Annotated in this window: 11 protein-coding genes; 2 read left to right on the top strand and 9 right to left on the bottom strand. The window is 40.2% G+C overall.

Annotation, left to right across the window (positions count from 1 at the left end; translation table 11 throughout):
• Positions 1 to 44 precede the first annotated feature (44 nt).
• From AC012T_RS17210 to acpP, 4 genes are all read right to left on the bottom strand, one after another.
• A complete protein-coding gene (locus AC012T_RS17210) occupies positions 45 to 4,067 on the bottom strand; it encodes a response regulator (protein WP_487059983.1) in 4,023 nt (1,340 codons plus the stop codon).
• A 196-nt stretch (positions 4,068 to 4,263) separates the two neighbouring features.
• Positions 4,264 to 6,276 (bottom strand): transketolase, encoded by a 2,013-nt coding sequence (gene tkt / locus AC012T_RS17205; protein WP_487059982.1) that lies wholly within the window; start codon positions 6,274 to 6,276, stop codon positions 4,264 to 4,266.
• A 397-nt stretch (positions 6,277 to 6,673) separates the two neighbouring features.
• Positions 6,674 to 7,921, bottom strand: a complete 1,248-nt coding sequence (gene fabF / locus AC012T_RS17200; protein ID WP_487059981.1) for a beta-ketoacyl-ACP synthase II — start codon at positions 7,919 to 7,921, stop codon at positions 6,674 to 6,676.
• 150 nt (positions 7,922 to 8,071) lie between these two features.
• Positions 8,072 to 8,323: an acyl carrier protein gene (gene acpP, locus AC012T_RS17195; RefSeq protein ID WP_015216153.1), complete on the bottom strand. Its 252-nt coding sequence runs from the start codon at positions 8,321 to 8,323 to the stop codon at positions 8,072 to 8,074.
• Positions 8,324 to 8,568: 245 nt separating this feature from the next.
• Between acpP and AC012T_RS17190 the strand changes: the two genes are divergently transcribed.
• Positions 8,569 to 9,474, top strand: a complete 906-nt coding sequence (locus AC012T_RS17190) for a CoB--CoM heterodisulfide reductase iron-sulfur subunit B family protein (protein WP_487059980.1) — start codon at positions 8,569 to 8,571, stop codon at positions 9,472 to 9,474.
• A 209-nt stretch (positions 9,475 to 9,683) separates the two neighbouring features.
• Here AC012T_RS17190 and AC012T_RS17185 read toward each other — a convergent pair whose 3' ends face one another.
• The 4 genes from AC012T_RS17185 to AC012T_RS17170 all read right to left on the bottom strand — a co-directional run bounded on the left by AC012T_RS17185 (position 9,684) and on the right by AC012T_RS17170 (position 13,191).
• Positions 9,684 to 10,142: an HNH endonuclease gene (locus AC012T_RS17185; protein ID WP_487059979.1), complete on the bottom strand. Its 459-nt coding sequence runs from the start codon at positions 10,140 to 10,142 to the stop codon at positions 9,684 to 9,686.
• A complete protein-coding gene (locus tag AC012T_RS17180) occupies positions 10,139 to 10,372 on the bottom strand; it encodes a hypothetical protein (RefSeq protein WP_487059978.1) in 234 nt (77 codons plus the stop codon). The genes AC012T_RS17185 and AC012T_RS17180 overlap by 4 nt, the downstream gene beginning before the upstream one ends.
• A gap of 213 nt (positions 10,373 to 10,585) precedes the next feature.
• Positions 10,586 to 11,632, bottom strand: coding sequence for a UDP-3-O-(3-hydroxymyristoyl)glucosamine N-acyltransferase (gene lpxD / locus AC012T_RS17175; RefSeq protein ID WP_487066642.1), 1,047 nt, complete (start codon positions 11,630 to 11,632; stop codon positions 10,586 to 10,588).
• Positions 11,633 to 11,946: 314 nt separating this feature from the next.
• Complete coding sequence (locus AC012T_RS17170) at positions 11,947 to 13,191, bottom strand: BaiN/RdsA family NAD(P)/FAD-dependent oxidoreductase (protein ID WP_487059977.1); 1,245 nt, start codon at positions 13,189 to 13,191, stop codon at positions 11,947 to 11,949.
• 805 nt (positions 13,192 to 13,996) lie between these two features.
• Here AC012T_RS17170 and AC012T_RS17165 point away from each other — a divergent pair.
• Positions 13,997 to 14,605, top strand: coding sequence for a DUF4360 domain-containing protein (locus AC012T_RS17165; protein ID WP_487059976.1), 609 nt, complete (start codon positions 13,997 to 13,999; stop codon positions 14,603 to 14,605).
• Positions 14,606 to 14,842: 237 nt separating this feature from the next.
• Here the strand turns inward: AC012T_RS17165 and AC012T_RS17160 are convergent, their stop codons facing one another.
• Positions 14,843 to 15,037 carry a hypothetical protein gene (locus AC012T_RS17160; protein WP_015215248.1) on the bottom strand — a complete coding sequence of 65 codons (195 nt, stop codon included), beginning with the start codon at positions 15,035 to 15,037 and terminating at the stop codon, positions 14,843 to 14,845.
• Between the last annotated feature and the right edge of the window lie 24 nt (positions 15,038 to 15,061).

Here is a 15,061-nt window from a genome sequence, read left to right as displayed (position 1 = left end):
TTATATTTTACGTATAAAAATCTCGAATCTGTTAATTGTTGATTTTACAATTCTTCTGACTCCTGAATTCTAACAGGATCGCTAGATTTTATTTGCAAAGCTAACTTTACTCTCTCATATTCAGTTTCTATCTGCTCTAAGAGAACTCGATATTTATCAATAGTTTCATTTGGATCAAGTGTTTCCATCTTTTTACAAAAATTGGCTAAATTGATAGCTCCAACAGAAGCGCTACTAGATTTAAATTTATGGGCTATTTGTTTAAGCACATTAGTATCTGGTTGTTTAATAGCTAGATTTAGATCTACCAATGAATGAGCAGATTCTTCTAGATAGACATTAATTAATTCAGACATGAAAGTATTAGCATCTTCACCAGCCATATCCCGTAGTGACTGAAAAATGCGAAGATCAATAGCAGAGGTATAATTGAGTGAAGATAGGGTTGTAACTGGGTTCTTTTCTTGATAGTAACTGTTAGCGAATGTGTATGTTGCTGAAGTATTTTTTTGAGAGACTAGTTGACATTGAGTTAGTACTCTGACTAGATCTTCTAATCGAATTGGTTTGCTGATATACTCATCCATGCCTGCCTCAAGACAAACTTCTTTATCTCCCTGCATTGCATTTGCAGTCATGGCGATAATTCGTGGTTGTTCTTCCCAATGCCACATTCGGATTTGTTGAGTGGTTTCTAATCCGTCCATTTGTGGCATTTGTACATCCATGAGAATAACATCATAGGATTGACGCTGTAAAGCAGATAACACTTCTAAGCCATTACCTGCTACATCTGCTCTTAAGCCCAGCTTGGACAAAATTAAGATGATCATTTTTAGGTTAACGGGATGGTCTTCCGCTACTAAAATTCGCATTGCTAGATCACTTAGATCAGGATATGTTTGCCCAACATTGCTGTCTGAACTGCTAAATCTAATTGGTTGCTGACGAGTCAGATTGAGCAAACTATTATAAAGTTGAGATTGCTTGAGAGGTTTATTTAAGAAAGCTATTCCTGCTATCGGGTCAACGCGATGTTTGATTTCTGGCTGGTTGAGATCTTTTAATATTAGTAAAGGTAATGTCTGGTAATTTGGATGCTGACGAATTTTTTTGGCTAATGCTAAACTATCTATTTCTGAAAATTGCATATCTAAGATGGCGATATCAAACTGTTCTCCTTGACGTAGACATGAAAAAACTTCAGCGGGAGATTTAACTGCATATACTAACATTTCCCAAGACTCAGCTTGCATAGTCAGAAATTGCCGATGAGCTATATGGTTGCTGAGAATTAGTAGCCGTTTGGTTTTGAGTTGATTGGATGATTTATTTAAGTTGATTGATTCTATGCAAGGATCTACAGGAACTGTGATGGTGAAATAGAAAGTAGAACCATTGTCTATTTGGCTTTCTACCCACATTTTTCCCCCCATCATTTCGCTGAGTCGTTGGCTAATAACTAAGCCTAATCCTGTGCCACCATATTTGCGAGTCATGGACGAATCAACTTGGCTAAAAGGCTGGAATAATCGATCTATTTTTTCTGGAGAAATACCAATACCTGTATCTTTAATGGCAAATTCGATTTCATAAAGTGGGAAATTTGGTGTTGTTGTGACTATTGCTAATGCTGTGGCTGTGACGGTGATAATGACTTCCCCTACGTTGGTAAATTTGACAGCATTGCTCAATAAATTCACAAAAATTTGTCGTAGTCGGGTGATATCGCCGATAATGATGTTTGGTGTCTGGGGAGTTAGTAAATAAATTAACTCTATTTTTTTAGTGGCTGCTTGGGAAGCTAATAAATCTAAAGATTCTTCTAGACAATGACGTAGACTAAAGGGTTGGGCTTCTAAATTTAGCTGGTTAGACTCTATTTTTGAGAAGTCAAGAATATCGTTAATTATGGATAGTAGGGCATCACCACTGCTGCGAATAGTGGTGATCAAGTCTTGCTGTTGTGAGTCGAGGTTGGTGTCGAGTAACAAACCTGTCATGCCGATGACTGCATTCATGGGAGTACGAATTTCATGACTCATCATGGCTAGAAATTGACTTTTGGCTCTGTTAGCGCTTTCTGCTTGGCGTTTTGCTTGTTCTAAGTCAGAGTTTTTGATAGTCAGTTGTTGACGCTGTTGTTTTTCTTGTTCTAGAAGATTTGCTTGAGCGATCGCAATTCCTACTTGTGGTGCTACTGCTTCTAGTAGTTCTATTTCGTCTGCTGTCCAACTACGGATGCGATCGCACTGATGTAAGCTAATTGCTCCATTTGCTTCTCCTTGATAGGATGTGCGAATTGATAATATTGATTTTACCCCCATTTGGCTATACATTGCTTCAGCCGTTCTAAATAGAAGAGGTTCTGTATAAACATAGTCAGATCCAATACCTATAGACTGGCTACGATAACGAGGAGTATCTCGTTCAGGTAATGTTTCCGACAGGAGAAGAGATGCGATCGCTTTGTCTTGTGCAATCATCAACTCTGCATGAAGATTACCTGCAATGAGAATTTCTAAATTCAGTAAAGATTCATAACCTATATCTAAATGTTCAGCAACAACAGAAATTTTTGCTACAGGTGTAGCAAGATAAGTGTGAATCAAACAGCGATTTACGTTAAAAGCCTGGCTAATTTGATTAGCTGTAGTTTGAAAAATTTCTTGTGTATTTAAACTTTGGCGAATTTCTTCTGTAATTTGTTTTAGCAATAAAGTTCGATTAAATTGTTGTTGTAGTGCTGTTTCTGCTTGTTTACGAGCAATTTCACTACCTACCCATTGCGCCATTAGCATTAATAGTTTTTTATCTGCTAACGTAAACGGCTTTAGTCGGGGGCTGAGACTAGAGAAACTGAGAGCGCCATACAACTTATCTCGGATCATGACTCTAATCCCAATATAAGCTTCCATATGGAACATTTGATAACCCGGATGTTGGCACCATTCAGAAGCACCAGCATGAATAATAGTTACAGGTTCTTCTCTATCTACGACTGAGTTACAGAACATCTGGCGTACATCAAAAACATCGCCTGGTTGCAGCGAATTATCTGGGCATTGAGCTTCTAAAAGGTGATAATATTGATTTTCATCTATATGGCCAACAATGCCAAATTCCATTGCAAATGTTTGACAGCCCAGACTTAAAACACTTTGAATTCTTTCCTCAAAATCTAATTGATGAGATGCAATATCATATAATCTTCGCAGAAATGCTTCACTTTGTTTTAACTCTAATTCTAAATTCCGGCGTTCAGTAATATCATGATATTTCCATAGATGTCCACAATAATTACTATCCACAAAAATAGGTATATAACAACGCTCAAATATGCGATTGTTGGACATAATAACTTCATCAATTACAACATATTTTTCCGCTACTATTTTTAATGATTGTTCTACAAAAACTTCTGGATCTGCAAATAATTCATTTCTTGTCTTTGAACATTCGTTAAAACTTGCCCCAATCAAACGTTGTGGTACAACTTGAATATCAAACATCTGACAAAATTCTTGATTGATCAGAATAATTTTGTTTGATTCATCTTCAACTAAAACACCGGCTTGTAAGTTTTCAATTAATGCTGTTAATCGTGATGTTGTCGCCCGTAATTTTGCTTCTGTTTGTTGGCGTTCTCTAATTTCATTGTGTAATTCCTGGTTAATTCTCTCCAATTCTCTGGGACTAGGTAAAGCTATAGCTTGAGGTATCAACGGTATCATTTCTATAGCTGCATAGCAGGAAATCAGGGCTGTAATAGCTTTGATAGCACCCGATAGCCAATAATCTGGATACCAGAGTGTCCATATCGCTATTAAGTGGGTAGTACCACAGGAAATAATAAAAGCTCCAAATAAGGCAAATATAGACCTGAATGGGACATCTGGACGTTTCTTAATGAAATACAGCAGCCCAATGGGAATTGAGTAATATGCTAATGCAATCAATATATCAGCAATGACGTGTAGAGACACCAAATTGGTATTCCACAAGTAACAGTGTCCATGTGGTATAAATGCTGATATCAAAAAGAAGTAATTAAAAAGATCCAGCATAGAGAAATGAACCCTCAAATAACCATAATTAAATGCAGATATTATCACTCTCTTCTATTAGATAAGTCTAAACTTGTCTATTAGGCAATAGTATCAACAGTATATTAAATTTCTTTTATACAGAATATTATAAGTGTAAAAAAAAGGGTGAGCTATTCTGCCCACCCCAAAAAATAACTAAACTATTTATTGCTAATTAACCCAACAAAGCCTTAGCCTTAGCTAACACATTATCAACAGTGAAACCAAACTTCTCCATACAAGTACCACCAGGAGCGGAAGCACCAAAAGTATCAATACTGACGGTATCGCCATCAGTACCAATATACTTATGCCAACCAAAACTGCTTGCAGCTTCTACAGATAGACGCTTGGTGACTGCTTTAGGTAGAACGGATTCTTTATAAGCAGCATCCTGAGCATCAAATAAATTAGTTGAAGGCATGGAAACGACACGGACTTTTTTACCTTCCGCTGTCAGTTTTTCTGCTGCGGTGACACAGAGGCTCAATTCTGAACCTGTACCGATGAGGATAATATCGGGTGTACCTTGGGAATCTACAACTGTGTATGCACCTTTTTTCACACCTTCAATGGATGTACCTGCTAAGTTAGGAACATTTTGACGGGTAAATGCTAACAGAGTAGAAGCTTGTGCTTTAGACTTCTCAACTGCGACTGTATAAGCACCAGAACATTCGTTACCATCAGCTGGACGAATCACTGTTAAATCAGGAATAGCTCGCAAGGAAGCTAGAGTTTCAATAGGTTGGTGAGTGGGGCCATCTTCACCTTGACCGATAGAATCGTGAGTCATAACCCAAATTGAGCCAGCTTGGGAAAGAGCAGCCAAGCGAATGGCAGCACGCATATAGTCTGTAAAGATGAGGAAGGTTGCACCATAGGGAATTAATCCCGAAGAGTGGAGCGCCATACCGTTACAGATTGCGCCCATAGCGTGTTCCCGAACACCAAAGTGGATGTTACGGTTTTGGTATTGCCCTTTTTGGAAATCACCAAAACCTTTGAGTTCGGTGAGGTTGGAGTGGGTTAAGTCAGCTGAACCACCAATTAATTCAGGTAAAACTGCTGCTAGTTTGTTGAGGCAGTTTTCTGAGTGTTTACGGGTGGGTAGTGCTGAATCTGCGGGGGTGTAGGTGGGTAGTACTTTATTCCAACCATCTGGGAGTTTACCGCTAACAAAACGCGTAAATTCCGCTGCTTCTGTGGGATATTTGGCTTGGTAGTCAGTAAAGGTTTTGTTCCAGTCGGATTCGTAAGCTGCACCACGTTCGACTGCTTTGCGGGTGTGGTTGAGGGCATCTTGGGGAATGACAAAAGGCTCGTGTTCCCAACCTAAGTTTTTACGAGTCAGTGCTGTTTCATCTCCACCGAGAGCAGCACCGTGAATACCAGCGGTGTTTTGCTTGTTGGGAGCGCCATAACCAATGGTGGTTGTCACCTTGATCATGGTGGGTTTGTCGGTGACAGCTTTTGCTGCTTCGACAGCTTTGGAGATTGCGGCTAAGTCGGTGTTGCCATCTTCGACGTGCAGAACGTGCCAACCGTAAGATTCAAAACGTTTGGAAACATCTTCAGTGAATGCTACATCTGTAGAACCATCAATGGAGATGTGGTTGTCGTCGTACAGAGCAATGAGTTTACCTAATCCATAGTGACCTGCTAAAGAAGCAGCTTCACCGGAAATACCTTCCATGTTGCAACCATCACCTAGAATTACATAGGTGTAGTGGTCTACGATTTTGGCATCGGGCTTGTTGAATTTAGCTGCTAGGTGTGCTTCTGCCATTGCTAAACCAACTGCATTGGCGATTCCTTGACCCAAGGGGCCTGTGGTAACTTCCACACCTGCTGTTTCAAAGTTTTCTGGGTGTCCAGGAGTTCTAGAACCCCATTGACGGAATTGTTTGATGTCTTCGATGGTGACGCTATCGTAACCTGTTAGGTACAGCATGGCATACTGTAACATACAGCCGTGACCGGCAGACAAGACAAAGCGATCGCGGTTGAACCATTTGGGATTTTTGGGGTTATACCGCATAAAGCGATCCCAAAGGACAAAAGCCATTGGAGCTGCGCCCATTGGTAGTCCTGGGTGTCCCGATTTTGATTTTTCTATGGCATCTACAGCCAAAAAGCGGATTGAGTTAATACAAAGTTCTTCGAGGGATTGGGTTGCAACAGCCATAATTTCTTGTTTTTAACGACGGGTTAACACTCTTTGTAGCTTTTTCTTGCTGGGGTCATATACAGCGATCCCACCATTCTCATCATCCCATTCCTACCTGTAGATGGACAAGCGGGATCTTCTTAGTTTGTGGTGATGAATAAGGCTGATAATTTGGTAATGCTGAACCCTTAATGTTGATAGGAATGATATCTGAGATACTTTCCCATGTTCATTTCAGGCGGGGTAATGGGTGATTGGGCATTGGGCATTGGGCATTGGGCATTGGGCATTGGTCATTGGTCATTGGGCATTGGTAAGAGATAGATAACTCTTCACCTGTTCCCTGTTCCCTGTTCCCTGTTCCCCTTCGACTACGCTCAGGGCAAGCCTGTCACCTGTTCCCTATTACCAAAATTTAGACGTATTTTTTAAAAGCTAGGGTGACATTATGACCACCAAATCCAAAGGAATTGGATAGTGCTACCTCTACTTTTTGAGCGCGGCTTAGGTGAGGGACATAATCTAGGTCACATCCTGGATCGGGATTGTCTAGATGGATGGTGGGGGGAATGTGGTCATTAGCGATCGCTAGGACTGTAGCCACTGCTTCAATTCCACCTGAGCCGCCTAATAGATGCCCGGTCATGGATTTGGTGGAACTAATTGCTATTTTGTAGGCATCATCGCCCAAAGCCTTTTTAATTGCTGCTGTTTCTGTGACATCATTGGCTGGGGTGCTGGTTCCATGAGCATTGATGTAGCTGACCATTGATGGTGTGAGTTCACCATCTTTCAGTGCCAGTTCCATAGCTCTAGCTGCACCTAAACCACCGGGGACTGGGGAAGTCATGTGGTAAGCGTCACAGGTCATGCCATAGCCGACCATTTCTCCATAAATACGAGCGCCACGATTGAGGGCGTGTTCTAATTCTTCGAGAATTAAAATTCCTGAACCTTCACCCATAACAAAGCCATCTCGATCTTTATCAAAGGGACGACAAGCATAATCAGGGTCGTTACGAGTTGACAGCGCCCTAGCTGCGGCAAATCCAGCTACAGACAATGGTGTTACAGCTGCCTCACAACCGCCACAAATCATGGCTTGGGCATATCCATTTTGAATTAGGCGAAAGGCATCCCCAATGGCGTTAGAACCAGCGGCGCAAGCTGTGACTGAGCAGGAATTAGGCCCTTTAGCACCAGTATGAATGGCTGTTAATCCTGCTGCCATGTTGGCGATCATCATGGGGATCATGAATGGACTACAGCGGTCTGGCCCTCGATTGAGGTAGACTGTTTGCTGGTCTTCCAACACTTTAATGCCACCAATGCCTGAGCCGATCATGACACCTATCTGCTCGGCGTTGAGGTCATTGATAACTAATTTTGCGTCTGATATAGCTTGTTTAGCCGCTGCGATCGCAAATTGGGCAAACCGATCTGTGCGCTTGGCTTCTTTGCGCTCCATGTAGTCATGTGGATCGAAGTTTTTTACTTCACCCGCAATGCGACAATCATGTTTAGAGGCATCAAAAGCAGTGATAAAGTCAATGCCATTGCGTCCATTTAGCAATCCTTCCCAATATTCAGTTGGTGTGTTACCAATAGGTGTAATCGCGCCAACACCAGTTACAACAACGCGCTTACGTTTAGAGTCTGTCATGATTCAGTTAAAGGTGGCGAAAAAGCAGCAGGTAGAACAATAGAAAGACTGGGAATGAGGGATGAAGGATAATTGGTATCAAAATTAGGAACAGTTCAAAATTCAATATTTCTCAGTCCCCAGTCCCTGATACCCAGTCCCTCAAAACTCTTAGGCAGATGCAGCAACGTTATTGCTGATGTAGTCTACTACCTCTTGAACCGTTAAAATCTTTTCGGCAGCTTCATCAGGAATTTCGATGTCAAATTCTTCTTCCAAAGCCATTACCAGTTCCACGATATCTAGGGAATCAGCCCCTAAATCATCTGTAAATGAAGCATTTGGTTCAACTTTATCAGTATCAGCGTCTAGTTGCTCAACGATGACCTTTTTAACCCTTTCAAAAATATCTGCTTGGCTCATAGATAAAAGTCCTTAACCAGTTGCTATGATCTGCTCTTTACGGGAAACGTTTTTTGAGCATATATATCTTATCGGAAAGCGTGATCACCCGTATACTTCTCAGGGTTTTTCCTATTTCCGGTTATCTATCCGGGACTAAAAAATCTCCACTTTTATTAAGTGGTATGTTTAAGTTAGGGTATAAATTGCCATCTAAAACCTCTTATTTCCTGTTCCCCATTCTCTATTTCCCTCTTTAAAATTATATGCTATCTCAAACGCTCAAATACGCTTACTACCCAGGTTGTGTGGCTCAAGGAGCCTGTCGGGAGCTTTATTTATCAACACAGGCACTTACCCAAAAACTCGGTATCGAACTTATTGAATTAAAAAAAGCTGCTTGCTGTGGGTCAGGTACATTTAAAGAAGATTCCCAATTGTTGGAAGATACGGTTAATGCCAGAAATATCGCTTTAGCAGAAGAATTAAATTTATCCCTTTTGACTCATTGCAGCACTTGTCAAGGTGTAATTGGTCATGTGGATGAACGTTTGAAAGAATGTCAGTCAACTAACCCTGCTTATTTAAATCAAGTTAATGGGTTGTTGCAAAAAGAAGGTTGTTCACCTTATCGAGGCAGTACAGAAGTTAAACATCTACTTTACGCCTTAGTTACAGATTATGGTTTAAAGGAAATTAGCGATCGCGTTACCCGCAAGTTAAGCGGGTTAAAATGTGCTGCTTTTTATGGCTGTTATCTCCTCCGCGCTCAAAAATCCATGCCCTATGATGATCCATTCCAACCAGAAGCGATGGAAAATATGTTTCGGGCAGTAGGCGCAACACCTGTATATTATCGTGGTCGCACCCAATGTTGTGGCTGGCCTTTATCTAGTTATGCCACTAATGAATCTTTCAAAATGGCAGGAATGCACATTCAAGACGCTTTAGAAAATGGTGCTGATTGTATTGTGACACCTTGTCCTTTGTGTCATCTTAATTTAGATTCTCGTCAACCAGAAGTAGAAAAAGTAATTGAGAAAAAATTAGGTTTACCTATTTTACATTTACCGCAATTAATTGCTTTAGCTTTAGGTGTGAGTCCGCAAGAATTGGGTTTAGAACGTCACATTGTTTCTACAAAATCTGTTTTGGAAAAATTGGGATTTTAGGTAATGGGAAATGGGTAATTCTTGATTTTATTTCCATCACCCCATTTCCCTAGTTTCACTCTGGATGCGAGTTTTATTTAAAGCACTGTAGGTTGGGTTGAATGAAATGAAACCCAACAAATAAATATCAACAGCAATGTTTAAAAATATGATCTTGGGTTGCGTTCATTAAGCCAACCTACAATATATCTTATCGCATTTTTTGACATTTATGAATTAAGTAATTGCGGGTCTTCATCTGGAGGATGTAAATCAGCCTGAACCCAAAAACCCCGCGCACTCTGAATTGAATCATCTTCTGGATAACGTTCGTCGTTCATATCGAGACGCTTACAAGTTGCTCTACCAGTGGGGGTAATTCCTATAATTTGCTTTCCATCTGTTGACCAGATAAAGTGTTCTGGCCAAATTTGTTGACGAGGGTTAAATAGGGGTACTATTGCTTTTGTTATTTCGTCAAATCCAGCTACAAAATTATAGCGACGTTCGTTACAACGACGACAAGCTAATGCTAAATTATCAATATTATCGTCACCACCTATTGATTTTGGGATCAAATGGTCTACTGTAAATCTTGTTGTGGAAATACGTTCGGAGGAATGGCAATATTCACATAGGTAATTTGCCCTTTTTCGCACGGTTTCTTTGGTAGCATCATCAATGGTCATTTTTGAGCTATTAACATTGCATTTATATGAGTGAAAATTCTATCTAATTCTCCAATTTCTTCAAGTTCAATCATTTCTTCTGGAGTGAGTAAATCAGATTTTTTGCGTTCTAATAGTTCTTCCATCCTTGCTTGTAGTTCGTCGTTAAATTTGAACAAATTAAAATTCTCCAGCTTTTCTACTCGGATGCTGGAAAGTAAGGATGAAGGTCTAGCAATTACAGTCATCATGGCAAAATGCGACGCAATAATGTGTACTCCTATTGTACTGCTTCAAAATAAACTAGCTGGTGGTACTTTATGATACTCTTATTGGGAGGGGACTATTATACTAGTATAAACCATGACAAAATATCAAGTTAAATTGTTTGTAATCAATGAGGGAAACTCCACTTCATTGAAGTAGTGCTTCCCAGCAAAATTTAGGATTGTTGAATGAACTGTTTACTTTTGCCCTAGCTGACGTTGCAATTGTTTCAAAGATTGATAGATATCTGGTAAACGGTGATAAACAGCAGATACTTTGAGATATAGCTTATGTGGCATTGCTGGACTACCAGAAACAATCTCTCCTGGTGCGACATTATTGTGAATGCCAGCTTGAGCAGATGCGATCGCACCATCTCCAATTTTGACCTGATTGGCTATTCCTGACTGTCCGGCTAAAATTACCCTATTTCCCACCTTTACACCACCAGCCATACCTGCTTGACCTGCGATCGCACAACCAGAACCTATTTGACATCCATGTCCTATCTGCACTAAGTTATCAATTTTGGTATTGCGTCCGATTCTAGTTTCTCCCACTGCGGGACGATCAACTGCACTGTTACAACCAATTTCTACCCCATCTTCTAAAACTGTATAACCAGATTGTTCCATTTTTAACCAACCTGTGCGGGTGGGAACAAAACCAAAACCCTCTGCACCGATGACAGCACCGCTATGAATTACGCAATCTGCACCGATGATAGTACGTTCCTGAATGGTACAGTTAGCGTGTAAAGTTGTGCGATCGCCTATTTTCGCTTCTGGATAAACTACCACATTGGGATGAATAATTGCACCGTTGCCAATTTCCACACCTGATTCAATCACAACATGAGCGCCAATATAAACATCATTACCGATTTTAGCTGTGGGGTGAATGACTGCGGTGGTGTGTATATCTGGATTGGGACGATATGGTTGATAAAAAAGTGCGATCGCTTTTGCAAATAATAATCTTGGTTCTGGGGTTGCTAACCAGGCAATACCCTTTTCTGTAGCTTGGATTTGCAACTTTTCATCTTGAGGCAAAATTAAAGCACTAGCACTCGTAGAATTAATTAAAGAGGCAAATTTTCCCCCTTCCACATAGCTGATAGCACCCTTGTTAGCTTCATCAATAGCTGCTATTCCAGTAATTTCTGGGTTTTGGTTAGGCTGACTAGTAATACTGTGAGAAGTAACTGTGTCTGCTAATTGGCTGAGAATTTCACTAAATTTCATTATTGGATCATATATTTTCATTTGCTTTTTATTTATCACATTTTGCTCAGTTACTGTACGTTTGCTCATTTTTAACCGACAAACCCTAATTAACGTGAGTTCGGTGTTAGGAGTTCGGAGTTCAGAGTTATGATTTTTAAGGGCGAGAGAATAAGGGTTTGAGACTCCTACTTGTGGCGAGTTTTCCACAAATTATCTTATGTCGAACTCACGTTAATTAAACCCCACAAGGCTTGTAAGACGATTTAGGTTTCCTTTCAGTCGGAATTCATTCTTAACTCCTGATAGCGCAACGAATTGCACAGCCATACCCCTTACTCCTGAACTCCTTTAATCCCCATTTCTCTACCAGCTAAATAAGCTGTTGTCCAAGCGCTTTGGAAGTTAAAACCGCCGGTGATACCATCAACATCTAAGATTTCACCAGCAAAGTATAAACCCGGTACTAACTTACTTTCCATTGTTTTAAAGTCAACTTCTTTGAGGCTAACCCCACCACAGGTAACGAATTCTTCTTTAAAAGCACCTTTACCTGTAATTATGTATTCTCCTTGAGAAATTTCTTGGACTAGCTGATTTAAGGTTTTATTAGAAATACCTGCCCAACGATCTTCTGTGGTTATATCTGCACGGCTGATCAGATATTGCCAGAGACGGTGAGGTAAGTCTACACCACGATGGAGGGCGATCGCTTTTTTGCCCCATTCCTCTTTTACATCTAACAGCTTTTGTCTAACTTCTTCTTGTCCCAGGTTTGGCAACCAATTGATCAATAATTTACATTGATAGCGGTTTTGATTGAGAACTCTCGCACCCCAAGCAGAAAGTTTGAGGACAGCAGGGCCACTTAAACCCCAATGGGTAATTAACAAGGGGCCAGTTTGCTGCAATTGGTTTTTACCTGCAATTGATAACCGCAAATTTACAGGATTGACGCTTATTCCAGCTAATGCTCGTAATTGAGGATCAGCAATATTGAAGGTAAATAAAGAAGGGACTGGGGGTTCGATTTGATGACCTAATTCTCTGGCGATTTTATAACCTATGATGCTGCTGCCTGTAGCTAAAAGCAAGCGATCGCAATATTTAGTTTCTCCCGACTTGAAAATAATTTCAAAACCTTCATTTTGTCGGTTCACAGAAATCACAGGTGTGCCAATACTCAGTTCTAACCCCGCAGTAAACGCCGCTTTAATCAGACATTCGGCTATGGTTTCGGAACGATCTGTAATGGGAAACATCCGCCCATCAGCTTCAGTTTTCAAATTTACACCATGAGCCACAAACCAGTCTACGGTGTCTAGAGGTTGAAAACGAGTGAAAGCACCCCGCAAGGCTTTTCCACCCCTGGGATAATTGAGGACTAACTCCTCAGGATTAAAACAAGCATGAGTGACATTACAGCGTCCCCCACCGGAAATTAGCACTTTTGCCAAAGGTTGACGACTGGCTTCGATTAACGTAACTTGGGCTTGGGGATTAGCTTCGGCACAAGCGATCGCACCAAAAAATCCCGCTGCCCCACCACCAATAACTACAATTTGTAACGGTAATACCATTTTAGATTTTAGACTGTAAAAGACTTGCTACATCAGCTTTGCAGTTTTACCATCTTTTTATTTCTTCATGTCACATTAATCAGATTTCTTTTTATTGATCCTTCCTTAGATCTCAATTTAACTAGTTCGTACATACTATTTTATATACCTTTTAGTGAACTCCAAAAAATAAATTATCCTATTTAACCGCATCAAAACGACTTTTCCTCTCTCTGTCCTAAAAACCATAAGATATTGTTTTAAACTGAGTTCGACATAAGATAATTTGTGGAAAACTCGCCACAAGTAGGAGTCTCAAACCCTTATTCTCTCGCTCTTAAAAATCATAACTCCGTTCGCGTAGCGTCTCCGTTCGGCGAAGCCGTGCCGTAGGCATAGGAGAAACTCCGAACTCCGAACTCCTAACACCGAACTCACGTTGTTTTATTTCGCAGTCTCTTGTTGGAAACAGGTTAAGTTTGTTTGCTAATTTGGTTTGCTAGGAACTAAATCCATAGTCATGTCAGTCTTGATTTTCAAGAAGTTGTTGAAAATTTTAGTTTTCTAGTTTGGTTTGTTCGGAACCAAATATATCCTCATGTAAGTCTTGATTTTCAAGAGGTTTTGGAAAATTTTTAGTTTTCTAATTTGGTTTGTTCGGAACCAAATATATCCTCATGTCAATCTTGATTTTCAATGAGGTTGTTGAAAACTTTAATTTTTTAATTTGGTTGGTTCGGAACCAAATATATCCTCATATCAGTCTTGATTTTCAATGAGTTTGTTGCAATAACAACTTTGCTTAAAAACTGTGAACTTAACATTTATGAATTACCAAAATCTAAAGAATACATCTCTCAAATTTGTACAAGTTTTTCTGGCTGCATCTACGCTGATGACGGCTTCTTTTGGACCAGCCTTTGCTAACGAAAAAGTTAAAATTGTAGGCGCAAACTATGGTGGTAACGGTTGCCCTGAAGGATCTGCTAGTGTAAGTGTCAGTCCTGATGGCCAAGAGCTAAGTATTCTCTTTGATCAGTTTGTAGCTCTAGGAAATAAATCAGGGGAAGCACGTAAAAGTTGTAATTTGAGCATACCGATTAAAGTACCTCAAGGCTTTCAAATTTCCTTCTACGATGCTGATTATCGGGGCTATGTTGCTCCCGCCACAACTGGGAGATTAAGAGCAGAGTACTTTTTTGCTGGTCAGCGTGGCCCTGTCTTTACTAGAACATTTAGAGGCGAAACTGATTACAACGTTCGAGATAAATTAGCGACTGTGGGTGATATTTGGTCAAGTTGTGGTGATAGTGTAAATATGCGTGTAAACGCTGCAATGATAGCTAGTGGTCAAGGTATGGCAACCGTTGATTCCTTTGATTTAACTCACCGTGGTTTAGTTTATCACATTAAATATCGAAGTTGCCGTAAATAATTTTGACTTCCCGCTTTTCAAATCAGGGACTGTCAATCTCTATTTGCTTTCCTAACAGCTTATCATAAATCAGCTATCAGCTAATGACTATGCCACGCTAGGGAACAGAGATACAACCCTATGGTGGCATAGCTTTGCGATCAATTTTTTTTACCTCATTTACCTGCAATATGCTGTAAATATATTTTTAGAAAGACAGTGATGCAAACAAACGGCAACGATGTATTTAAATAAATATCAAACACGCCACCATCTTTTTTGAAGAGAATTTAAAACTCCTAGTGCGATCGCACTTAAGAACAATAGCAAAATTACACCACCAGGAATAAAGGTCAGAATTCCCAAGCCTCTAAGTATCCAAATGGCTATTCCCATACCCAACAGGATACCCAGTATTTGGGTTAATTTGCGATTTATGGAAGATTGATTCACCCTATTTTCCTCTCAATTTCAGTT

The organism is Anabaena sp. EIM26 (assembly GCF_057568715.1).
This window is presented reverse-complemented; position numbering and strand designations above follow the sequence as displayed.